Origin of the sequence: Kitasatospora herbaricolor (genome assembly GCF_030813695.1) — a bacterium.
Classification (GTDB): Bacteria; Actinomycetota; Actinomycetes; order Streptomycetales; family Streptomycetaceae; genus Kitasatospora; species Kitasatospora herbaricolor.
The window spans coordinates 2,568,549-2,591,345 of sequence record NZ_JAUSVA010000002.1 but is presented as its reverse complement, the minus strand read 5'-3'; the positions used below and the strand labels follow the sequence as shown (position 1 = coordinate 2,591,345).

16 protein-coding genes and 1 pseudogene are annotated in these 22,797 nt (G+C 73.5%); 13 read left to right on the top strand and 4 right to left on the bottom strand.

Features of this window, described 5'->3' with window-relative positions; all coding sequences use genetic code 11:
- Positions 1-68: 68 nt before the first annotated feature.
- From J2S46_RS11650 to J2S46_RS11640, 3 genes are all read left to right on the top strand, one after another.
- Entirely contained in the window at positions 69-671 is a 603-nt protein-coding gene (locus J2S46_RS11650; RefSeq protein WP_073923336.1) for a cell division protein SepF, read from the top strand.
- A gap of 116 nt (positions 672-787) precedes the next feature.
- On the top strand, positions 788-1,075 hold the full coding sequence (locus J2S46_RS11645) for a YggT family protein (protein WP_073923337.1): 288 nt from the start codon (positions 788-790) through the stop codon (positions 1,073-1,075).
- A gap of 53 nt (positions 1,076-1,128) precedes the next feature.
- Positions 1,129-2,490: a DivIVA domain-containing protein gene (locus J2S46_RS11640; RefSeq protein WP_191291689.1), complete on the top strand. Its 1,362-nt coding sequence runs from the start codon at positions 1,129-1,131 to the stop codon at positions 2,488-2,490.
- Positions 2,491-3,056: 566 nt separating this feature from the next.
- Here the strand turns inward: J2S46_RS11640 and ileS are convergent.
- Positions 3,057-6,185 carry an isoleucine--tRNA ligase gene (gene ileS, locus J2S46_RS11635; protein ID WP_191291690.1) on the bottom strand — a complete coding sequence of 1,043 codons (3,129 nt, stop codon included), beginning with the start codon at positions 6,183-6,185 and terminating at the stop codon, positions 3,057-3,059.
- A gap of 694 nt (positions 6,186-6,879) precedes the next feature.
- On the opposite strand from ileS, the gene J2S46_RS11630 reads away from it, so the two are divergent.
- The 8 genes and pseudogenes from J2S46_RS11630 to J2S46_RS11595 all read left to right on the top strand — a co-directional run bounded on the left by J2S46_RS11630 (position 6,880) and on the right by J2S46_RS11595 (position 17,256).
- Positions 6,880-7,395, top strand: a complete 516-nt coding sequence (locus J2S46_RS11630) for a TraR/DksA family transcriptional regulator (protein WP_229912968.1) — start codon at positions 6,880-6,882, stop codon at positions 7,393-7,395.
- A gap of 84 nt (positions 7,396-7,479) precedes the next feature.
- Positions 7,480-8,172, top strand: a pseudogene (gene lspA, locus J2S46_RS11625) (signal peptidase II); the annotation flags it as partial.
- Between the two features lie 248 nt (positions 8,173-8,420).
- Complete coding sequence (locus J2S46_RS11620) at positions 8,421-9,359, top strand: RluA family pseudouridine synthase (protein WP_191291692.1); 939 nt, start codon at positions 8,421-8,423, stop codon at positions 9,357-9,359.
- Between the two features lies 1 nt (position 9,360).
- Positions 9,361-9,840: a GNAT family N-acetyltransferase gene (locus J2S46_RS11615; protein ID WP_191291693.1), complete on the top strand. Its 480-nt coding sequence runs from the start codon at positions 9,361-9,363 to the stop codon at positions 9,838-9,840.
- 240 nt (positions 9,841-10,080) lie between these two features.
- On the top strand, positions 10,081-12,882 hold the full coding sequence (locus tag J2S46_RS11610) for an alpha/beta fold hydrolase (protein ID WP_191291694.1): 2,802 nt from the start codon (positions 10,081-10,083) through the stop codon (positions 12,880-12,882).
- Positions 12,879-13,748, top strand: a complete 870-nt coding sequence (locus tag J2S46_RS11605) for an ABC transporter permease (RefSeq protein ID WP_229912969.1) — start codon at positions 12,879-12,881, stop codon at positions 13,746-13,748. Before J2S46_RS11610 ends, J2S46_RS11605 begins: the two co-directional genes overlap by 4 nt.
- 118 nt (positions 13,749-13,866) lie before the next feature.
- Entirely contained in the window at positions 13,867-14,295 is a 429-nt protein-coding gene (locus tag J2S46_RS11600) for a nuclear transport factor 2 family protein (protein ID WP_191291695.1), read from the top strand.
- Between the two features lie 294 nt (positions 14,296-14,589).
- The gene (locus J2S46_RS11595) at positions 14,590-17,256 is read left to right on the top strand and encodes an MXAN_6230/SCO0854 family RING domain-containing protein (protein ID WP_229912970.1); all 2,667 of its coding nucleotides are present in this window, start codon (positions 14,590-14,592) and stop codon (positions 17,254-17,256) included.
- 135 nt (positions 17,257-17,391) lie between these two features.
- Here the strand turns inward: J2S46_RS11595 and J2S46_RS11590 are convergent, their stop codons facing one another.
- Positions 17,392-18,390 carry a GlxA family transcriptional regulator gene (locus tag J2S46_RS11590; protein ID WP_191291696.1) on the bottom strand — a complete coding sequence of 333 codons (999 nt, stop codon included), beginning with the start codon at positions 18,388-18,390 and terminating at the stop codon, positions 17,392-17,394.
- Between the two features lie 47 nt (positions 18,391-18,437).
- Between J2S46_RS11590 and J2S46_RS11585 the strand changes: the two genes are divergently transcribed.
- Positions 18,438-19,763, top strand: coding sequence for an MFS transporter (locus tag J2S46_RS11585; RefSeq protein WP_191291697.1), 1,326 nt, complete (start codon positions 18,438-18,440; stop codon positions 19,761-19,763).
- A gap of 103 nt (positions 19,764-19,866) precedes the next feature.
- Entirely contained in the window at positions 19,867-20,943 is a 1,077-nt protein-coding gene (locus J2S46_RS11580) for a Scr1 family TA system antitoxin-like transcriptional regulator (RefSeq protein WP_229912971.1), read from the top strand.
- 32 nt (positions 20,944-20,975) lie between these two features.
- On the opposite strand, the gene J2S46_RS11575 is transcribed toward J2S46_RS11580, so the two are convergent.
- Positions 20,976-22,187, bottom strand: coding sequence for an MFS transporter (locus tag J2S46_RS11575; protein WP_191291698.1), 1,212 nt, complete (start codon positions 22,185-22,187; stop codon positions 20,976-20,978).
- Positions 22,188-22,268: 81 nt separating this feature from the next.
- Positions 22,269-22,766, bottom strand: a complete 498-nt coding sequence (locus J2S46_RS11570; RefSeq protein WP_191291699.1) for a GNAT family N-acetyltransferase — start codon at positions 22,764-22,766, stop codon at positions 22,269-22,271.
- Positions 22,767-22,797: the final 31 nt, after the last annotated feature.

Below are 22,797 nucleotides of genomic sequence, written 5' to 3'. Positions count from 1 at the left end.
CGCGGAATCCGCAGGCGAAGGCCGCCGGTGACGGAGCCGATCCACCACAGAGCGGAGGAGACAGGAGAATGGCCGGCGCAATGCGCAAGATGGCGGTCTACCTCGGCCTCGTGGAGGACGAGACGTACGACGGCCAGGGGTACGACCCCGACGACGACTACGACGCGGACCCCGAGCCGATCCGCACCGGGCGGACGGAGGACATCCCCCGCCCCGCGGCCGCACAGCCCGCCCCCGTCGCCCAGATCGCACCGCAGCCCGTCCCCGCCGCGGTCCCGATCCGTCAGGAGACCCCGAGGATGGCCCCAGTGTCGTCCATCACACCCGAACGCCGCCACAACCTGGAGAAGAGCGCCCCGGTGATCATGCCCAAGGTCGTGAACGAACGAGAGCCCTACCGCATCACGACGTTGCACCCCAGGACCTACAACGAGGCCCGTACCATCGGGGAACAGTTCCGCGGCGGGACTCCTGTGATCATGAATTTGACCGAGATGGACGACACCGACGCGAAGCGCCTCGTAGACTTCGCCGCTGGACTCGTCTTCGGTCTGCACGGCAGTATCGAGCGCGTGACACAGAAGGTGTTCCTGCTGTCGCCTGCTAACGTCGATGTCACGGCGGAGGACAAGGCCCGTATCGCCGAGGGTGGGTTCTTCAACCAGAGCTGACCCGGCCACGACTCCATGTGTGGTTCTGATCGACAGTGAGTTAGCACAGTTCAGCGAGCGACAAGCCGGACCGCAGAGCAAGCAACAAGCCGAATGGCCAGGGAGAGGGATTCTCGATGGGGATCGTGGGGGCAGTGCTCGGTTATGCACTGACCGTCTTCCTGGTGTTCCTGCTCTTCCGGCTGGTCATGGACTGGGTCTTCCAGTTCGCACGTTCGTGGCAGCCCGGCAAGGCCATGGTCCTGGTCCTGGAGGCCACGTACACTGTCACGGATCCGCCGCTCAAGCTCCTTCGGCGGTTCATCCCGCCGTTGCGTCTCGGGGGCGTGGCGCTCGACCTGTCCTTCTTCGTACTGATGATCATTGTGTATGTCCTGATCTCGCTCGTGCAGCGCCTGTCGTAGGTGAGCGATGCGACAGGATGCCGGTGTGCCGACGATCACGTTGAGGTGAAGAGATGCCATTGACCCCCGAGGACGTTCGGAACAAGCAGTTCACGACCGTTCGCCTGCGCGAAGGCTATGACGAGGACGAGGTCGATGCCTTCCTCGACGAGGTCGAAGCCGAACTGACCAAACTGCTCCGCGAGAACGAGGACCTGCGCGCCAAGCTGGCCGCAGCGACTCGTGCCGCGGCGCAGAACCAGGCCAACATGCGCAAGGAGCCGCAGCAGGACTCGCGGCCCGGCGCCCCCGTCCCGGCGGCCATATCCGGCCCGCCGGTGCCCGGGCAGCAGGGCCCCGGCCAGTCCATGGGCGGCCCGATGGGCCAGCAGCAGATGGGTGGCCCGCAGCAGCAGCAGATGGGCCAGCAGCAGCAGATGGGCAACCAGCCGCTGGGCCTGCCCTCCGGTGCCCCGCAGCTGCCCGCCGGCCAGGGCGGCCCGATGCAGCAGCAGATGGGCCAGCAGCAGCAGATGGGCCAGACCATGGGCGGCCAGCAGCAGCTGGTCCAGCCGATGGGCGGTCAGATGCTGCAGCCGATGGGCCAGCAGGTCCCCGGCCAGCAGATGGGCCAGCAGCAGCACGGCCAGCAGCAGATGGGCCAGCTCCAGCCGATGGGCGGCCCGATGGGCGGCCCCATGGGCCAGCCGCAGCAGATGGGCGGCCCGATGGGCGGCCCCATGCAGCAGCAGCAGGCTCCCGGCGGCGACAGTGCTGCCCGCGTGCTCGCGCTCGCCCAGCAGACCGCCGACCAGGCGATCTCCGAGGCCCGTTCCGAGGCCAACAAGATCGTCGGCGAGGCCCGCAGCCGCGCCGAGGGCCTGGAGCGCGACGCCCGCGCCAAGGCCGACGCCCTGGAGCGGGACGCGCAGGAGAAGCACCGCGTCGCGATGGGCTCCCTGGAGTCCGCGCGGGCCACGCTGGAGCGCAAGGTCGAGGACCTTCGTGCCTTCGAGCGCGAGTACCGCACGCGCCTGAAGTCCTACCTGGAGACCCAGCTGCGCCAGCTGGAGTCGCAGGCGGACGACTCGCTGGCCCCGCCGCGCATCCCGGCCACCGCTTCGCTGCCGCCGGCCGCGTCGTCGATGGCCTCGGCCGGCGCCTCGGCGATGAGCAGCGGCCAGCCCTCCTTCGGGGGCGGGCAGCAGTCCTTCGGCGGCCAGTCCTTCGGCGGGCAGAGCTCCTTCGGCGGCGGCAGCGGCCAGCCCTCCTTCGGCGGCGCCGGCCAGGCGTCCGGTGGATCGGGTGCACCGCAGATGGCTCCGGCCGGGATGACCCAGCCGATGGCGGCGGTCCGCCCGCAGCCTCCGCAGCCGATGCAGCAGGCTCCGGCGCCGATGCGGGGCTTCCTGATCGACGAGGACGGGGACAACTAGGTTGTCCTGCTAGGCGGTAGTACTGGGCGCTCCCTCTGTGGCTTCGGCTGCGGGGGGAGCGCTTTTTTGTTGTGCGGGTGGGGGGCGCTGCGCTGCGCGTGGGGCTTGGTGGGTGGTTGCTCTCGGGTGGGTGGTTGCGGGGTCGGCTCCCGGGGTGGGTACTACGGGGGGCTGCACGATTATCGGACTGGCGACCCTCGTGTGCCGGGTTCTCGCCGTTGGCAGTCCGATAATCGCGCACCACGCCCCCCTCCGTACCCACCCCGTCCGCCGCCCCCTCGCGCAGCGCACCCTCGGTGGGGGGAAGGGGGTGAGGTGGGGTGAGGGGGTGGGGTGGGGTGGGGGTGAGGGGGTGGGGTGGGGGTGAGGGGGTGGGGTGGGGGTGAGGGGATGGGGTGGGGGTGAGGGGATGGGGTGGGGCGTGGGGCGGCAGGGGTGGAGACCGGGAGGAGTGATCGGGGGCGGGGGTGGGGCGGGGCAGGGGTGGGGCAGTGACGGGGAAGGTGGGCCGGGTACGGCGAAGCGGCCGCCTCCTCGGGGGAGGGGGCGGCCGCTTCGGGGGCGGGTCAGGCCTTGCGGAGCTGGAAGGTCAGGCCGAGTGACTCGTCGGTGAAGGGCTCGGACTCCCAGTCGGCGGTGCCGGCGGTGAAGTCGGGGGAGAGGACCTCCTCGGCGACCAGGGCGCCGTGTTCGGTGATCGCCGCGGTGGTCTCCTCGTTGGTGGCGGACCAACGCAGGACGATGCGGTCGGCGACGTCGAGGCCGGAGTTCTTGCGGGCCTCCTGGATCTGCCGGATGGCGTCGCGGGCGATGCCGAGGCGCTTGAGCTCCGGGGTGATGTGGAGGTCGAGGGCGACGGTGGCACCGGACTCGTTGGCGACCGCCCAGCCCTCGCGCGGGGTCTCGGTGATGACGACCTCGTCGGGGGAGAGGGCGACCGGCTCGCCGTTCAGGTCGACGGTGGCGGTGCCGGTGGTGCGCAGGTCGGCGGCCAGGGCGGCCGCGTCGGCGGCGGCGACGGCCTTGGCGACGTCCTGGACGCCCTTGCCGAAGCGCTTGCCGAGGGCGCGGAAGTTGGCCTTGGCGGTGGTGTCGACCAGGGAGCCGCCGACGGCCGCGAGCGACTCCAGGGCGGTGACGTTTAGCTCCTCGGCGATCTGCGCGCGCAGGTCGGCGGGCAGCTCGTCCCAGCCCTGGGCCGCGATCAGGGCGCGGGAGAGCGGCTGGCGGGTCTTGACGCCGGACTCCGCGCGGGTGGCGCGGCCGAGCTCGACCAGGCGGCGGACCAGGGCCATGTGGCGGGAGAGGTCGGTGTCGATCAGGGACTCGTCGGCGACCGGCCAGCCGGCCAGGTGGACGGAGGCGGGGGCGCCGGGGACGACCGGGACGACGAGGTCCTGCCAGACCTGCTCGGTGATGAAGGGGGTGAGCGGGGCCATCAGGCGGGTGACGGTCTCCAGGGCCTCGTGCAGGGTGGCGAGGGCCGCCTTGTCGCCCTGCCAGAAGCGGCGGCGGCCGCGGCGGACGTACCAGTTGGAGAGGTCGTCGACGAAGCCGGAGAGCAGCTTGCCGGCCCGCTGGGTGTCGTAGGCCTCCAGGGAGGCGTCGACCTCGCGGACGAGGGTGTGCAGCTCGGAGAGCACCCAGCGGTCGAGCTGCGGGCGCAGCTCCGGGGCCGGGTCGGCGGCGGACGGGGCCCAGCCGGTGGTGCGGGCGTACAGGGCCTGGAAGGCGACGGTGTTCCAGTAGGTGAGGAGGGTCTTGCGGACCACCTCCTGGATGGTGCCGTGGCCGACCCTACGGGCCGACCAGGGGGAGCCGCCGGCCGCCATGAACCAGCGGACGGCGTCGGCGCCGTGCTGGTCCATCAGCGGGATGGGCTGCAGGATGTTGCCCAGGTGCTTGGACATCTTGCGGCCGTCCTCGGCCAGGATGTGGCCCAGGCAGACGACGTTCTCGTAGCTGTTCCGGTCGAACACCAGGGTGCCGACGGCCATCAGCGTGTAGAACCAGCCGCGGGTCTGGTCGATCGCCTCGGAGATGAACTGCGCCGGGTAGCGCTTCTCGAACAGCTCCTTGTTCTGGTACGGGTAGCCGTACTGGGCGAAGGGCATCGAGCCCGAGTCGTACCAGGCGTCGATCACCTCGGGCACCCGGGTGGAGGTGCCGCCGCACTCGCGGCAGTCGAAGGTGACGTCGTCGATGTACGGGCGGTGCGGGTCGAGGTCGCTCTGGTCGGTACCGGTCAGCTCGGAGAGCTCGGCGAGCGAGCCGACGCAGGTGAGGTGGTTCTCCTCGCAGCGCCAGATCGGCAGCGGGGTGCCCCAGTAGCGGTTGCGGGAGAGCGCCCAGTCGATGTTGTTGTTCAGCCAGTCGCCGAAGCGGCCGTGCTTGACGTTCTCGGGGAACCAGTTGGTCGCCTCGTTCTCGCGGATCAGCGCGTCCTTGACGGCGGTGGTCCGGATGTACCAGGACGGCTGCGCGTAGTACAGCAGCGCGGTGTGGCAGCGCCAGCAGTGCGGGTAGCTGTGCTCGTACGGGAGGTGGCGGAAGAGCAGCCCGCGCTCCTGGAGGTCCTTGACCAGCTCCTCGTCGGCCTTCTTGAAGAAGATGCCGCCGACCAGCGGGACCTCGGGCGAGAAGGTGCCGTCCGCGAGGACCGGGTTGACCACGGGCAGGCCGTACTTGCGGCAGGTCGCGAGGTCGTCCGCGCCGAAGGCCGGGGACTGGTGGACGATGCCGGTGCCGTCCTCGGTGGTGACGTACTCGGCGTTGAGGACGTAGTGCGCGTTCTCGATCTCGACCAGGTCGAAGGGCCGGCGGTACGTCCAGCGCTCCATCTCGGCGCCGGTGAAGCGTTCGCCGGTGGCCTCCCAGCCCTCGCCGAGGGCCTTGGCGAGCAGCGGCTCGGCGACGACCAGTTGCTCGGTGCCGTCGGTCGCGACCACGTAGGTGACGTCCGGGTGGACGGCGGCGGCGGTGTTGGAGACCAGCGTCCAGGGCGTGGTCGTCCAGACCAGCAGGGCGGCCCGGCCGGCCAGCGGGCCCGAGGTCAGCGGGAAGCGGACGAAGACGGACGGGTCGACGACGGTCTCGTAGCCCTGGGCCAGCTCGTGGTCGGACAGGCCGGTGCCGCAGCGCGGGCACCAGGGGGCCACGCGGTGGTCCTGGACCAGCAGCCCCTTGTCGAAGATCTGCTTCAGCGACCACCAGACGGACTGCACGTAGGACGGGTCCATCGTCCGGTACGCCTCGTCCAGGTCGACCCAGTAGCCCATCCGGGTGGTGAGCTCGGCGAAGGCGTCGGTGTGGCGGGTGACGGACTCGCGGCACTTCGCGTTGAACTCGGCGATGCCGTAGGTCTCGATGTCCTGCTTGCCGGAGAAGCCCAGCTCCTTCTCGACGGCCAGCTCGACCGGGAGGCCGTGGCAGTCCCAGCCGGCCTTGCGGGCGACATGGTAGCCCTTCATCGTCCGGTACCGGGGGAAGACGTCCTTGAAGACGCGGGCCTCGATGTGGTGGGCGCCGGGCATGCCGTTGGCGGTCGGCGGGCCCTCGTAGAACACCCACTCCGGGCGTCCCTCGGACTGCTCCAGACTCTGCTGGAAGACCTTGTTGTCCTGCCAGAAGCTCAGGATCCGGTGTTCGAGGGCGGGGAGGTCCACCTGGGCGGGGACGGGGTTGTAGGTGCTCATCGCGGTTTCTGCCTCCGGCGGATACGTGGGCCTGATCCGACGGAGGGACGAGACGGCATGCCGTCCCGCGGTACCACCCTCCTTGGCCGCGATGGTGACTGCGACCCTCTTGTTTGGGCTTGCTGCCGGGTCTACTGGGCCGGTCGGGCCGTTCTTCCGGCGGCTCCGGGGTGATCTTCCCGCCGTGCACACCCCCGGGCTCGCACCGTCCCCGGGTCGCTGGTGGCTGCGTACGTCGGTACTCGTCCCATCTGCGCCTTGCAGGCCCAGTGTATCGGCCCCGGCAAGTCGGTTCGGCACCGCGAACCGCCCGGCCCCGGCGCCCCCCGCCCGGAGGCCGCCGGGCGGCGCCGGGCCGGCGACCGCCGCCCCAAGGTCACCGGCGCCCGTCTGCGGCGCAGGTCGGAGGCGCCGGTGGTGATTAGCGGATGACGATCTGGGCACAAGTTGGTCAGCGCGCGGGCAGGTGCGGTCGGGCGCGGCTGGCCGGGTGGGATCGACAGGGCGTATCGGTATGTCACGTTGTGGCCGGATTTGATGGGGATTATCGTTCCGGCACTGGAGGCCGCCGGGAACCGGCGGCTCGATTCATTCGTAGATGGGGTCGAAAGCCATGGCTGAGAAGACAACCGTCGCGAGCACCGCAACCAAGCGGGCCCGCAAGGCTGTGGCAGGCGAACCAGGGGAGGGGACCGTGACCACTGCACGGCACAAGACCAGCACCGGCGCCGGGCGCGTGGCAGCGCCCAGCCGTACCCGCACGCCCGTGGCGACGGGGGCCAGGGCGGGCGGCGGCGGAGCGGAGTCGGTGGACCCGGCCGAGCTGCCCGTACGCGCCGGCGAGGACCCCTGGACCTCCGAGGAGGTCGCCGAACTGCACGCCGAGCTGATCACCGAGCTGGAGCGCCTGCAGACCGAGATCGACGCCTCCGAGGCCGCGATCACCGGTCTGATGCGGGACTCCAACGACGGCGCCGGCGACGACCAGGTGGACGCCGGCACCAAGAACATCTCGCGGGAGAGCGAGCTGGCCCTCGCCAACAACGCCAGGGACAGCCTCGCCCAGACCGAGCGGGCCCTGGCCCGGCTGGAGAACGTCGGCTTCGGCGTCTGCGAGTCCTGCGGCCAGGCCATCGGCAAGGCCCGGATGCAGGCGTTCCCGCGGGCCACGCTCTGCGTGCAGTGCAAGGCGAAGCAGGAACGGCGGTAGCCAGGGCGTCGGACGGGGCCGGGCTTGCCGTACGCTCGACCCCGTAACGTCGGCCCTCCCCCAGCCTCCGGCCGGGGGGACCTCATTGCGGCAGCGGAGCGGATCATCAGTACGCCAGGTTCCCCCAAGACACGGGACGAGTCCGTCCCGACCACTGCCGCTCCGGCGCAGACCCCCTCCGACGCGGAGCAGGACACCGCACGGGGGGTGGAGAGCGCCCCGGTCGCGGAGAGCGAGCGTCCGGCCCCGGCGGCCGGGTCCGGACAGGCCCCGGCCGCCGGCGCCACCGGCATCGCCCGGCGCCGGCGGATCGGCGTGCTGCTGGCCGTGGCCCTCCTCGCCTACCTGGTCGACCTGGGCAGCAAGCTGCTGGTGGTGGCCCGGCTGGAGGGCCACTCGCCGATCGCCGTGGTCGGTGACGTCGTCACCCTCCAGGTGATCCGCAACGGCGGGGCCGCCTTCGGGATGGGCCAGGCGATGACCATCGTCTTCACCATGATCGCGACCGCCGTGATCGTGGTGATCTGGCGGATCGCCCGCCGCCTGTACAGCCTGCCGTGGGCGATCGCCCTCGGGATGCTGCTCGGCGGCGCGCTCGGCAACCTCACCGACCGGCTGTTCCGCTCGCCCGAGGTGTTCCGCGGCCACGTCGTCGACTTCATCTCGGTCCAGCACTTCGCGGTCTTCAACCTCGCCGACTCCGCCATCGTCTGCGGCGGCATCCTGGTGGTCCTGCTCTCCTTCCGCGGCAGCAACCCGGACGGGAGCACCCACCAGGCCGCCGCCAAGGCCGACCCGGTGGCCGGCGACGACGCCGGCGCCGAGGTGACGGCGGGCCCGGCCACCGACGCGAAGCACGCGGCCGCCGGGGACGCGGCGGAGCAGGCGCGGCAGGACGGCGAGTAGCGGCCGCTCGCGCGGGGCGTCCCGCCGGGCACCGTCCGGGCCTTGCGGCAGGACCGGTCGCCGGGGCCGCGGCGGCCGGTGAGTAAGGAGCGGCCCCGCCGTCCGGCATACTCGTACGGGTGAGTACCGCAGCGCAGACCCGCAGCCTCCCCGTTCCCGACGGCCTGGAGGGCGAGCGACTCGACGCCGCCCTCGCCCGGATGTTCGGTTTCTCCCGGACGAAGGCCGCCGAGCTGGCCGCCGAGGGCAAGGTGACCATCGACGGGGCCACGGCCGGCAAGTCCGACCGGGTGATGGCCGGCTCCTGGCTGGAGGTCGAGCTCCCCGCCCCCGCCGCGCCCGTGCGGATCGTCGCCGAGCACGTCGAAGGCATGCGGATCGTCCACGACGACGACGACATCGTGCTCGTCGACAAGCCGGTCGGCGTCGCCGCCCACCCCAGCCCCGGCTGGACCGGCACCACGGTCATCGGCGGCCTCGCCGCCGCCGGCTACCGCATCTCCACCTCCGGCGCCGCCGAGCGCCAGGGCGTCGTGCACCGCCTCGACGTGGGCACCTCCGGGCTGATGGTGGTCGCCAAGTCCGAGCGCGCGTACACCGACCTCAAGCGGCAGTTCCACGACCGCGTGGTGGAGAAGAAGTACAACGCGCTGGTCCAGGGCCACCCCGACCCGATGAGCGGCACCGTCGACGCCCCGATCGGCCGCCACCCCAGCTCGGACTGGAAGTGGGCCGTCACCCAGGCCGGCAAGCCGTCCGTCACGCACTACGACCTCATCGAGGCCTACCGCGCCGCCTCGCTGCTCGACATCAAGCTGGAGACCGGCCGCACCCACCAGATCCGGGTGCACATGTCCGCGCTGCGCCACCCCTGCGTCGGCGACCTCACCTACGGCGCCGACCCGACGCTCGCCAAGCGGCTCGGTCTGACCCGGCAGTGGCTGCACGCCGTCTCGCTCGGCTTCGAGCACCCGTCGGACGGCGAGTGGGTGCAGTTCAGCAGCGAGTACCCGGCCGACCTGCAGAAGGCCCTCGACGTGATCTCCTCGGAGAGCTGAGATGAACCCTGTGACGCCTGGGACCCCGGTGATCCGGGTGGCCGAGGGCGAGGAGGAGCTGGCGCTGGTGCACGGGGTGCGCCGCGAGGTCTTCATCGTCGAGCAGCAGATCCCCGAGGACGAGGAGTGGGACGAGCTCGACGCCACCTCCGAGCACCTGCTCGCGATCGGCGCCGACGGCACGGCGCTCGGCACCGCCCGGCTGATCCACGGCGAGCAGGCCCTGAAGATCACCGGCGGCCTGCCCGGACGCGTCCTGCTCGGCCGGCTCGCCGTGCTGAAGGCCGCCCGCGGCACCGGCCTCGGCGCCGTCCTGGTCCGGGCCGTCGAGGCGGCCGGCCGGGCACGCGGGGCGACCGAGCTGGAGCTGCACGCGCAGGTCCAGGCCCTCGGCTTCTACGAGCGCCTCGGCTACACCGCCGAGGGCCCCGAGTACCTGGACGCGGGCATCCCGCACCGGACGATGACCCGGGTGCTCTAGCGGAGGACCCGGGCGCCGTGGTGGACGGCCCGGGTGGTGCGAGGCGGTGCGCCCCGGTGCGGGGTGCGCCGCCGTTCGCTTCCCCGTGGCCCGGACGCGGCCCCGTGCGGGCCCGCTGCCTGTCAGCCCTCGCCGGTGCGCAGCCGGGGCAGCGCGGCAGGTGAGGGGGTGTGCCCGGGGGCGGGTGTCCCGGCCGCCTTTACGGCTTCCCTACCCGAGGCGCCCATAGGATCGCTGTTCATGGAGTTCGGTGGGGCAGGGCGCCGTTGGCGCGGGCGCGGGACGTTCACGACCCGAAGGCTGGTGGCCGCCTCGCTGGCGGTGGCCGCGGTGGCCGGTGTGGGTACCTGGACGGCGGTCGCGGCCGACGGCGGGGCCGCCGTCCACCGGGAGGACCACGTCCTGCAGATGCCCGAGACCCCGGGCAGCGCGCAGACCGTCGGCCTGGACACCTCGTACTTCACCACCGGGACGAGCCCGCGCCCGGCCGTCCTGCTGGCGCACGGCTTCGGCGGCAGCAAGGAGGGCGAACGGGTCCGCGCCGAGCAGCTCGCCCGCTCCGGCTACGCCGTCCTCACCTGGTCGGCCCGAGGCTTCGGCCACTCCGGCGGCCGGATCGGCCTGAACGCCCCCGACCGGGAGGTCGAGGACGTCAAGCACCTGGTCGACTGGCTCGGTACCCGGCCGGAGGTCCGGCTGGACGGACCGGGCGACCCCCGGGTCGGCATCACCGGCGCCTCGTACGGGGGGGCCGTCGCCCTGCTCGGGTCGGCGGCCGATCCGCGGATCGACGCCGTCGGCAGCCAGATCACCTGGTGGAACCTGGCCGACGCGCTCTTCCCGCAGGGCGTCCGGCAGGGCCCGCAGGCCGTGGCCGGCGGGGCGGCCGTGGACGGCGTCTTCAAGAAGCTCTGGGCCGGGATCTTCTTCACCACCGGCTCGGCCGGCGACCTCGCCGACGCGCAGGGCACGAAGGCGGGCCCGGCGCCGGCACCGGCCGGGCCGGTCGGCTGCGGCCGCTTCCTGGACGAACTCTGCGCGATGTACGACCGGGTGGCCACCACCGGGCACGCCGACCCGGAGGCCGTCGCGCTGCTCGACCGCTCCAGCCCGTCCTCGGTGGCGGGCCGGCTCAAGGCGCCGACGCTGGTCGTCCAGGGCCAGCAGGACTCGCTCTTCCCGCTCGACCAGGGCGACGCCATCGCCAAGGCGGTCGCCGCGAACGGCGCCCCGGTGGCGGTGGACTGGTTCGCCGGCGGCCACGACGGCGGCACCGAGAGCAGCGAACGGGTCGACGCCCGGGTGACCGGCTGGTTCGACCACTGGCTGAAGGGCGCCGGGAACGACGTCGGGCCCGCCTTCCGGGTCACCCGGACCGGCGGCGTCGACTCCACCGGGTTCCAGGCCGTGCTGCGCGGCGCCACCGCCGACGCCTACCCGGGCCTGGCCGGCACCGGCTCCCGCAGCGTCGAACTCACCGGCGCCGAGCAGGCCTTCGCCAACCCGCCGGGCGGCGCGCCGCCGAACATCTCCACCCTGCCCGGGATCGGGGCGCTGGCGCAGGCCGCCTCGCTCGGCGGCGGACTCTCGCTGGACTTCCCCGGGCAGAACGCCACCTTCGACTCCGCGCCGCTGAGCACCGCCCTGCACCTCACCGGGCAGCCGACCGTGCCCGTCCGGGTGAGCGCGGACCGGCCCGAGGCCGTCCTGTTCGCCAAGCTCTACGACCTCGGCCCGGACGGCAAACAGAGCCTGCCGCAGCAACTGGTCGCCCCGCTGCGGGTCACCGGCGCGGACGCGCCGGGCGGCCGGACCGTGCAGGTGGCGCTGCCCGCCGTCGACCACGACTTCCCCGCCGGCCACCGGCTGCGGCTGGTGCTGGCCAGCACCGACCTGGCGTACGCCTCGCCGGCCGAACCCGCCACCTACCGGGCCGCGGTCGCCGGCCCGGTCGTCCTGCCGACCGTCGACGCGTTGAAGACCGAGGCGGCGCCGCTGCCGGCCCGCACCTGGGCCCTGCCGCTGGTCGCGGCCGGGGTCGCCGCCCTGCTGCTGCTCGGCCGGCGCGGCCTGCGGCGGCGCGGGCAGCGGCAGACCCCCGACCCGGCGCTGGCCGGGGTTCCGCTGCAGATCAGCGGCCTGAGCAAGCGCTACAAGGGCGCCGCCGACCGGTACGCCGTCCGCGACCTGGGCTTCCGGGTCGAGCAGGGCCAGGTGCTGGGCCTGCTCGGCCCCAACGGCGCCGGCAAGACCACCACCCTGCGGATGCTGATGGGCCTGATCCGCCCGGACGAGGGCGAGATCCGGCTCTTCGGCCACCCCGTGCGGCCGGGCGCCCCCGTGCTCTCCCGGGTCGGCTCCTTCGTCGAGGGCGCGGGCTTCCTGCCGCACCTCACCGGCCGCGCCAACCTCCAGCTGTACTGGCAGGCCACCGGCCGCCCGGCCGAGGACGCCCACCTGGAGGAGGCGCTGGTCATCGCCGACCTCGGCGAGGCCCTGGACCGCGCGGTCCGCACCTACTCCCAGGGCATGCGCCAGCGGCTGGCGATCGCCCAGGCCATGCTGGGCCTGCCCGACCTGCTGATCCTGGACGAGCCCACCAACGGGCTCGACCCGCCGCAGATCCGCGAGATGCGCGAGGTGATGATCCGCTACGCGACGGCCGGCCGGACCGTCATCGTCTCCAGCCACCTGCTCTCCGAGGTCGAGCAGTCCTGCACCCACCTGGTGGTGATGGACCGCGGCCGGCTGGTCAGCGCGGGCGCCGTCGCCGACATCGTCGGCGCGGGCGAGATGCTGCTGATCGGCACCTCCGGCGGGTACGGGCCGGACGAGCTGGCCGTCGCCGCAGACAAGGCGGCCGCGCTGGCGGGCGTCGGCTCGGCGGAGGTGGTCGAGGGCGGCCTGCTGGTGCGCCTGGACGGCATGACGGCCGACCGGCTGATCGCCGAACTCGTCCGCCTCGGCGTCCCGGTGGACCGCGCCGGACCGCACCGCCGCCTGGAGGACGCCTTCCTCTCCCTGATCGGAGGCTCAGCGTGAGCACGCCCACCGCCGTCGAGGCGGCGCCCGACCACGCCGCCGGCTACCGGGCCGGGCGCACCCTGCCGCTGCGGGTCGAGGCCATGCGCCAGCTGCGCCGGCGCCGCACCATGGTGGTCGGCGGGGTGCTGGCGGCGATGCCGTTCATCATCCTGCTGGCCTTCCAGATCGGCGGCACCCCCGGCCGGGCCGACCGCACCACCTTCATCGAACTGGCCACCTCCTCCGGCCTCAACTTCGCCACCACCATGCTGTTCATGGGCACCGGCTTCCTGCTGGTGATCCCGGTCGCGCTGTTCTGCGGCGACACCGTCGCCTCCGAGGCCAGCTGGTCCTCGCTGCGCTACCTGCTGGCCGCGCCCGTCCCCCGGGCCCGGCTGCTGGCCCGCAAGTTCGCGGTCGGCCTGGCCTTCTCGGCGGCCGCCATCGTGCTGCTGCCGCTGATCGGCCTGGCCGTCGGCACCGCCGCCTACGGCTGGGGCGACCTCCGGCTGCCGGCCGGCATCAGCCTGCCCGCCTCGGTCGCGCTACCCCGGCTGGCGATCGCCGTCGCCTTCGTCTTCCTCGCCGAACTGGTCATCGCGGCGCTGGCGTTCTGGCTCTCCACGGCCACCGACGCGCCGCTCGGCGCGGTCGGCGGCGCCGTCTTCGCGTCCATCATCACCGGAGTGCTGGACGCCGTCACCGCCCTCGGCGGCCTGCGGGAGTGGCTGCCCGCGCACTGGCAGTACGCCTGGGCGGACGCCCTGCAGCCGCAACTGGAGTGGGGCGGGATGCTCCAGGGCGTCTCGCTCTCGGTCTCGTACGCGATCGTGCTGCTGGCACTGGCGTTCCGGGGCTTCGCCCGCAAGGACGTGGTGTCGTAGGGCCGGTGCGGAGCCGCCGGCGCGGCCCGGGACGGGCCCCGGGGCGGCGGCCGGGCGTTGTCGGTGGTGCTTGTTACGGTCGTGGCGTCACGAAGACCATGGACTCAGGGGGGTTCCTGTGGGCGACCACGACATGCGCGCGTTCGGTACCGGACTGTTCGACCGGTGGACGGCCCTGTGGAACGGCGACCTCGGTCTGGCCGGCGAGATCATGGCACCCGGCTTCACGCTGCGGTACGCCCAGGCGGGCACCGAGGCCTTCGACGAGATCCGCACGCCGCCGCAGCTCGCCGCGATCGTCGCCGCCTGGCACGCCTCCCGGACCGGGCTCGTCTTCGCCGCGGAGGGGACGGCCGTCGTCGACCTCGCTCCGGCCGGCGGCGCACCGGCCGGGCTGGTCGCCCGGCCCTACCTGGCGAGCTTCGTGACGGCCGAGGGGGAGAAGGTGGCCAGGAGCGGCGTCGACATCCTCAGGGTCGCCGACGGGCTGATCGTCGAGGTCTGGTCCGTCTCCTCCGGCGCCGCCGGCCGGACCTTCTACCGCTGAGGGGCCCCGCGCCCCTGCCGCCGGGGCGCCCGCCGCCCCGCGGCCGAGGGCCGTGCACCGGGGCGCGGGAGCGGCACGACCACGCGGCCGGGACGGCGGCCGGAGCGCGGCCGGCACGCCGGCGCGGACGGCCGGCGAATAAATCGGTGGGCAACTCCGCGCACCCTCGCTACTGTTCACCACGCGGGCGGCTCCGCGGCGTGCTTCCTTCTCACTCACCCTGACAACGAACCAGCGTGCCCCCTCTCCGCCCCCCTTCTTCTTCCTCTGCCTTCCTCTCCTCGGGGGACTTCTTTGACCCGAGTCGCCTCGGCCGTCGTCGACGCCGACCTTGACTCATTCCTGCTCCGCCGGCGCGGCGTCGTCTGCGTCCCCACCGGCGACCTGCTGCCCGAACCGGACTCCTGGAACGCCCGGGGGCTGCTGGCCCTGGACGCCGACCTGGCCCAGCGCGGCTACCTGCTCACCGGCCAACTCCGCTCCGTACTTGGCCGGTTGACGCCAGAACAGCTGGCCGCGACCGGTGGCGGGCTGCTCGCCCGGATCGACCGGCTGCTGGGCGCCGACCGACGCCACCGGACGCTGTTCCACCGGTTCCCCGACGCGGTGCCCGACCACGCGCACCTGCTCTACTCCCGCAGCATCCGGGCCTTCCTGCTCAACCAGCCCCGTCAGCCGTGCGCCCACTGCGGCCGGACCGGCGAGGAGGCCGGCATCGGCGCCCTCGCACCCTGCGCCCACCTGCTGTGCACCGGCTGCCACCAGGGCCTGCTCGCCCGGGGCCGGGCCAGGGCTTGCCCGCTCTGCGGAGCCGAGCTGGCCGAGGCCACCTACCTGGGCGAGGACAACCGCGCGGGCCGGATGGCCGCCGAGGAGTTCGGCGGCGAGCTGATGCTCCGGCCGCTGCGTCTCGCCGAGGGCGACACCCTCACCGTCGCGCTGGCGTCGCTGGACCGGCTGCTGGCCCGCCGGACCCCGCTCGACCCGCAGGACCGCGAGGACCTCGGCGTCCTGCTCGCGCTCGCCCCGGCGGACCTGCCCGACCGCCTCCCCGAGCAGATCCCGGTCCGCGAGACCAAGGCCGTCGTCCTCGCCGCGCTGCTGCGCCGCGACCCGGCCACGGCGCTTCCGGTCCTCGCCGAGCGGATCGACACCGCGACCGACGTGCTCCGGCTGCTCTGGGCCTGGTCCGGCGCCGAACCGGACCTGCTCCCCGCCACCGCCCGCAGGCTGCGGCTGCGCAACCTGCCGCGGCCGCTGCGCCGCGACCTGCTGGCGATCCTGGACGGCCTGCCGTTGGCCGGCCTCGCCGAGGACCTCCGCCGGCACCGCTCCGCCTGGCTGCGGGCCGGCGAACTGCTCCACCCGTACGAGTACCGGGGGCGCTACCCGGCGACGGCTGCCGCGTTCGCGCTGCTGCGCGGGACGGACCTGCGGGAGCACCCGGTGGGCCGGGAGTTCGCCGAACCGCCCGCCCCGCTCCGGGCGGTGGAGAGCGGCGGCCGGGCCAGGCTGGCCCACACCGGTTTCGCCGGCCGGGTGGAGAGCCTGCTCGCCGCCGGGGACGTGCCGGGCGCCCTGCGGGAACTGGCCCGGCGGCCGGGCGAACTGGCCCGCCGGCTGCACCACCTGCTCCGGGTCCGCGCCACCACCGCGCCCGGCGAACCACTGCCCGAGGAGGCCCTGCGGCTGATCGCCGACGCCCTGCGCGGCGCCGCGCCCGGCCCGCTGCTCGGCGCGTACGGGCGGCTGCGCGGCGAGCGCGGACAGGGCGAGCGGCGGCTGTACTTCCCGCGCGGGACGGTCTCGCTGGCCCACGCCAGGGAGGACCACGGCACGGTGGTCCCGGCGGGGCTGAGCGGCGCCGTCTGCGAGGTGATCGAGTCCGAGCTGCTGCGCCGGGGCACCGGCGAGCGGTACGACCTGGCACTGCTGGACGAGGGGCTGGCCGATCTGGTGGCCCCGTTCGCGGAGCGGGCCGCGGCCCGGACCCTGGTCGCGGTGCCGCGCGGCAGCCGGCAGCGCCTACCGGCGGGGGAGCGGCTGCGGCTCTTCCTGCACTGGATGCAACCGGAGGACCTCCGGGTCGACCTCGACCTGTCGGTCGCGCTGTACGACGCCGACTGGCGCTTCACCGGGCTCTGCGACTACACCGCCCTGGTGCACGGCGACCGGGCGGCCGTCCACTCCGGGGACTACGTCTCGGCGCCGCCGCCGCACGGCGCCACCGAGTTCGTCGACCTGGACCTCGGGCGCCTGGCGGCGGGCGGCTCCCGTTACGCCGTGATGATCGTGTTCAGCTACAACGACGTCGCCTTCGAGGACCTCACGGACGCCTTCGCCGGCTTCCTGCAGCTGGACGCGGCGGACCGCGGGGCCGGCCCGTTCGACCCGAAGGCCGTCCGGCAGCGGCTCGACCTGCTCGGGGACGCCAAGGTCTGCGTCCCGATGATCATCGATCTGGCGGACCGCCGGTACACCTGGACCGACCTCAACACCGGTGCCGACGGCGGCTTCCACAGTGTCCGCCGTTACCAGGCCGAGGTCGGGCAGCTCTCCCGCGACGTGCTCGCGCACTTCTCCCCGGGCAACCGGGCCACCCTCTGGGACCTCGCCTGCGCGACCGCCGCCGCCACCACCGACGAGGTGCTGGTCCGCGGCCGCGACGGCGGCGCCCCACGGAGCTGGCTGCGGGGCGAAGGCGAGCCGGTGGCGGCCTTCGCCGCCCGGCTGCGGGCCCTGCGGGACGGCCGGGACACCGACCCCGACGGGCCGGGGGTCACCGAACGGCTGGCCGGCCGGCGGGCATTCGTCGCGCTGGTGGACGGGGACGTCCCCGCGCCGGAGAAGCTGTCCGGCGCGGTGTACCGGCTCTACCCCGGCCCGCTGGACGCCGCTCCGGAGGAGCTGGAACGGCTCACGGCGGGGGACCTGGTGGCGCGGTTCGGCCCCCAGGGGTGAGGCCCGGGAGGTGAGGTCTGGCGGTGGCGGGGTGCGTGGTCCGGCGGTTACAGGGGTGCCGCCGGCCCGCGCACCCCGCCACCGCCGGGGGATCTCAGGGCCGGCCGGGCCGCTCTGCGGCGGGGCCCGCCCGGCCTACCCCGCCTGCCCGGCCCCGCCCGCGCGGAAGGCGCGGCGGTAGGCGGCGGGCGTGGTGCGCAGGGCCTCGTGGAAGCGCCGGCGCAGGTTGACGGCCGAGGAGAGGCCGACCCGGTGCGCGATGGTCTCCACCGGCAGGTCGGTCTCCTCCAGCAGGGCCCGGGTGGCGGCGATCCGCCGGTCCAGCAGCCAGCGCCCGGGGCTGATGCCCAGCTGCTCGGTGAATCGCCGGGTCAGCGTACGGGCCGAGACCTGGGAGCGGAGCGCCATCTCGGCCACGCTGACGGGCTGGTCCAGCCGCCCTGCCAGCCACTCCAGCAGCGGGGCCAGCGAGTCCGCGACCGGTCCGGAGGTGGGCAGTTCGGCGTACTGCAACTGGCAGCCCTCGCGGTGCGGGGGCATCACCATCTGCCGGGCGATCCGCATCGCGTACGCGGCGCCCTGGTCGGCGCTCACCAGGTGCAGGCAGAGGTCGGCGCCGGCCGCCGATCCGGCGCTGGTGGCGACGTCGCCGAGGTCCACGTAGAGCACCGCGGGGTCGACCCGGACCGCCGGGAACCGGGCGGCCAACTCCTGGGCCCGGGCCCAGTGGGTGGCGGCCCGCCGGCCGTCCAGCAGTCCGGCGGCGGCGAGCACGAAGGCCCCCGAGCAGATGCCGACGATCCGCGCTCCGCGCCGGTGCGCCCGGCGGACCGCCTCGACCATTGCCCGCGGCACCTCGGCGCCGGCCGGCTGCTGCCAGCCGGGGACCAGCACGGTGTCCGCGCGCTCCAGCGCGTCCAGGCCTGCCGTCACCAGCAGGTCGTAGCCGCCCTGGGTGCGCACCGGGCCGGGGTGCTCGGTGCAGACCTCCAAGGTGTAGCGGGCGGCGACCGCCGGGTCGTGGTCGCCGAACACCTCGGTCGCGCAGGCCAGCAGGAAGGTCGACTGCGGGGGCTGGAGCAGGGCCACCACCCGGTGCGGAGCCGGGGGCTCCGGCGGCGGACTGAACGTCATGGCGCGAAAGTACCCGAAGATGTCGGTCCGGACACTGGGGTGACCGAATGGTCCAGACCACCATGGACACCGTGACCACCGCGCAGAGTCGGAACCAGACCGCCCGGGCCCGGACCGGGCCCGCCCGGGCCCGCCCGCCGTCCGCCCGCCCCCCGTTGTGGGACCGGCGCTTCACGCTCTACTTCGTCGCCCGCGCCGTCTCGCTGCTCGGCGACGCGATGATGCCGGTGGCCGCCGCCCTCGCGGTCGGCGCGCTGTACGGGATCACCGGGGTCGGCGCCGTCCTCGGCGTCTGGACCGGGACGGTCGTCGCCCTGGTCCTGTTCGGCGGCGTGCTCGCCGACCGGATCGGCGCCCGCCGGATGATGGTCGGCGCGGACCTCGCCCGGGTGCTCACCCAAGGCGTGCTCGCCGCCGCCTTCTTCGCGGGCACGCCGCCGTTCTGGCTGCTGGTGACCATGGCGGCGCTCGCCGGCGCCGCCACCGCGATGTTCCAGCCGGGCGTGAACGGGATGGTCCCGCTGGTCGCCCGCGAGCCCCAGCGGGCCAATGCCACGCTCAAGGTGGCCGACGCGCTCGCCCAACTGCTCGGCCCGGCCCTGGCGGGCCTGCTGATCACGATGACCGGTGCCGGCGCGGTGTACGCGATCGACGGCGGCACCTTCCTGCTCAGCGCCCTCTGCCTGGGGCTGATCCGGTTCGCTCCGGCCGACACCGGCGTCGTCTCCTCCGCCGCCCACGGCGGCAGTTCACTCCGCCGCGACCTGCGCCAAGGCTGGCAGGAGTTCCGCGCCCGGACCTGGATGTGGGCGGTGATCCTGATCTGGATGGGCTACGGCGTGCTGCTCTTCGGCCCGCTGGTGCCGCTCAGCTCGGCCTTGGTCGGCGCCCGGCTCGGCCCGAACGCCTACGGCCTCGCGGTCTCCTTCCTCGGCGTCGGCACGGTGCTCGGCGGCCTGCTGGCCCTACGGGTGCGCCCGGCCCGGCCGCTGGCCGCCGGCGCGGCGGCGATGGCGCTGTACACCGTGCTGCCGCTCTGCGTGGCGCTCGGCGCGAGCCTGCCGGTGCTGCTCGCCTGCCACGTCCTCGGCGGCGGTGCCTGGGCCTTCTGGTCGGTGATGTGGGCGACCAGCGTGCAGACCCACACCCCGCCGACGGTGCTCAACCGGGTCACCGCCTACGAGCTGGCCGGTTCGGTGTCCGGCATCGCCCTCGGCCAGATCCTCGCGGGGCCGGCCACCGCCCTGGCCTCCCCGGAGCGCCTGCTTCTGGTCTCGGCGGGCGCCTGCCTGGCGGGCTCCGCCGCACTGTTCGCGACCCCGGCCATCCGTGGACTGCGGCGGGCCGTCCCGGCGGCGGATCACCGAAGGTGATGAAGTTGTCACATTCCGCTGCCGGGGGCGCCCGGCCGACAGTACGCTGACGATCTGTCAGCCGATCACCGCACGGCGTGTGCCGACACCACCGGAGTGAGCCATGACCGGTCGCAAGCCCGCCTTCCCGCCCGCGCCCCCGTCGCCGCCGCTGCGGGCCAGCGCCGGATCGGTGTTCGGCGGCCTCGTCCGCCGCACCCGGGAGGCGAGGGGGATGTCGCAGGGCGACGTGGCGAAGCTGATCCCGTGCAGCCGCCCCCACCTCACCCGGGTCGAGTCCGGCACCCGGGTGCCCCAGCGCAACTTCGTGACCGCCTGCGACCGGATCTTCGGCACGGGCAGCGAACTGCTGGAGATCTGGGAGGAGATCGACTGGTACGTGCCGGTGGAGCATCCGGACTGGTTCCAGCGGTATGCCCGCATCGAGGCGCAGGCGACAATGATCCAGGAGTTCAATGTGGCCCGTATCTCGGGGCTGCTGCAGACCGAGCGCTATGCGCGGGCCCTCTTCTCGCATGGTGATGCGGCTGGCGACCCGCAGTTGGTCGAGGAGAGGGTTGCTGCCCGGTTGAGCCGTCAGCAGCGCGTCACCGACGCGGACGGGCCGCTCTTCATCGCCGTACTCGCTGAAGCCGCCGTGAGGCAAGTAGTCGGCGGAGCCGAGGTCATGTACGAGCAGCTTCAGCATCTGCTGGATGTCGGGCGGCTCCCGAACGTGGTGATCCAGGTGGCGCCGTTCAGCCTGGGGGAGCGAGTGCCCTTCGGCACGTTCACATCGGTGCTCGTCTCTCCGGACGGCAGGCGACGGGTGTACTCGGAGAGTCTTGACCGTGGTCACTTCGTCGAGGATCCGAAGGAAGTCCGACGTTACCAACGAGCCTATGATCTGCTGCGGGCCGATGCGTTGTCGGTTCGAGAGTCGGCGCAACTGATCCGCAGTGTGATGAGAGGGCTCCTCAACATGGCTACTCCCGTACCTGATCTGTCCGCTGCACCGTGGCGGAAGTCCACCTACAGCGACAACAACGGCGGCGCCTGCGTCGAGGTCGCCGACACTGTCCCCGGCCTGGTCCCCGTCCGGGACTCCAAGGACCCGGACGGTCCCGCGCTGGTGTTCCGCGCGGAGGCCTGGTCGTCGTTCGTCGACGCCGTCAAGTCGGGTGGCCTCCCGGCTGCTTGAGCCCGGGAAGCCACCCGTACGCTGCGGTGCGGTCAGGCGGCCTTGACCAGGGTGGTCCAGCGGATCCGGGTGGCGCAGAGGGAGACCAGCGCGGCCGAGACGGCGACGGCCCCCATGCCCCAGACCAGGCTGCTGCCGCTGGCGATGAAGCCGATCAGGGCGGGGCCGGCCAGCAGGCCGACCGTCCCCATCGCGGCGACCAGGGAGAGCGCCTCCGGGCCCTGCCGGGCGGCGGCCACGTAGACGCACGGCGTGACGGCCGCGACGCCGAGGCCCACGCAGGCGAAGCCGATCAGTGCGGGGGCCACCCCGCCGGCCAGCAGTGCGGCGGCCAGGCCGGCCCCGGCCAGGGCGGCGCCGGCGACCACGATCCGGCCGTCGCCCCAGCGGGCGCGCCAGCCGTCGGCGAAGATCCTGGCGAGCACCATCATCCCGGAGACCATGGCGATGCCCAGCGGTGCCACCCCGGGCGAGGCCTCGGCGACGTCCTTCATGTAGAGGGTGGACCAGTCGTTCATGGCGCCCTCGGTCACGGTGCCGAACACCATCGCGAGGCCCATCCAGAGGACGGCCCGGGACGGCAGGGTGAGCCGGCGCCCGCCCTTCGCGGCCTGCTCGTCGGCCGGCGGGGCCGCCGCCGGCTCCTCGTCCTGCGCGGGTGCCTCCCCGGCCTGCTGGTCCTGCCGGAGCAGGCCGCCCTGGGTCAGCCCGACCACGAGCACCAGCAGCACGGCGGCCGCCCCGAAGTGCACGGCCAGCGAGGAGCTGAACGCGTTGACGCCCGAGGCGAGCAGCGCGGCGGTCAGCGAGCCGGCGCTGAAGGTGGCGTGGAACCTCGCCATCACGGTGCGCTCGTACGCGACCTCCAGGGCGGCGCCCTGGGCGTTCATCGCCACGTTGAGGAAGCCCACCGCCACGCCGTCCAGGCAGATGAGCAGCAGGGTCACCGGGTAGTTCGGGGCAACCGCGAGCAGCAGCAGGACCACGACCAGCGCCACTGCCGAGACCAGCGACAGCAGTCGGGAGCCCAGGCGCTTCATCACGGTCGGCACCAGCGGGAAGGACGCCACCGCGCCCGCGCCGCCCGCCATCAGCAGCAGGCCGACCTGGGCCTCGTCGAGGTCCAGGTGGGCCTTCAGCGCGGGCAGCCGCGACACCCAGGTGGCGTACTGGAAGCCCAGGAAGAGGAACAGCGCCGCGATGGCCACCTGGGCTCTGCGGAAGGGAACGTGGATGCTGGACATGTGTGATTCAGTCCTACTCGGTCTTTCGGTGGTGACCCGTGCAGCGGATCGCTGGTACTGCGGTGCCCCGTCCGGGGCGGTCTACAGGGCCTTGGACATGTAGACCGCGTCCGTGCCGTAGCTCTCGGGGAGGGTGACCTCGGCGTGGGTGTCGAACCCGAGCCGGCGCCAGAGGATGTGGCTGCGCTGGACGGCCACCATGGAGATCCGGTCGAATCCCTGGGACCGCGCCTCCTGCTCGATCTGCCGGACGAAGTGCGGTGACAGCCCGCGCGCCCGCAGCTCCTCGGTGATCACGAAGTCGTGCGCGTGCAGGTTCTCCGACTCGAAGCGGGAGGCCTCCGTCAGGGTCAGCTCCGGGCATTCGCCGCGCGGGTAGGGCAGGGCCAGCAGGTAGCCGCCGAACTCTCCCTCGTGCTCCAGCACGAAGCAGGTGGACGGCGACACGCTGCCCCGGGACCGCAGGACCTCCCGTCCCTCGGAGAGGCCGCTCGCGGCGTAGGCGCGCTCCTCCAGCGCCACCACCTCGTCCCAGTCGTCCTCCGCCAGCGGGCGCAGGCGGATGCTGTCATCGGCCATGGCCGGTACCCCTTCCGTCGATGTGCCGCCA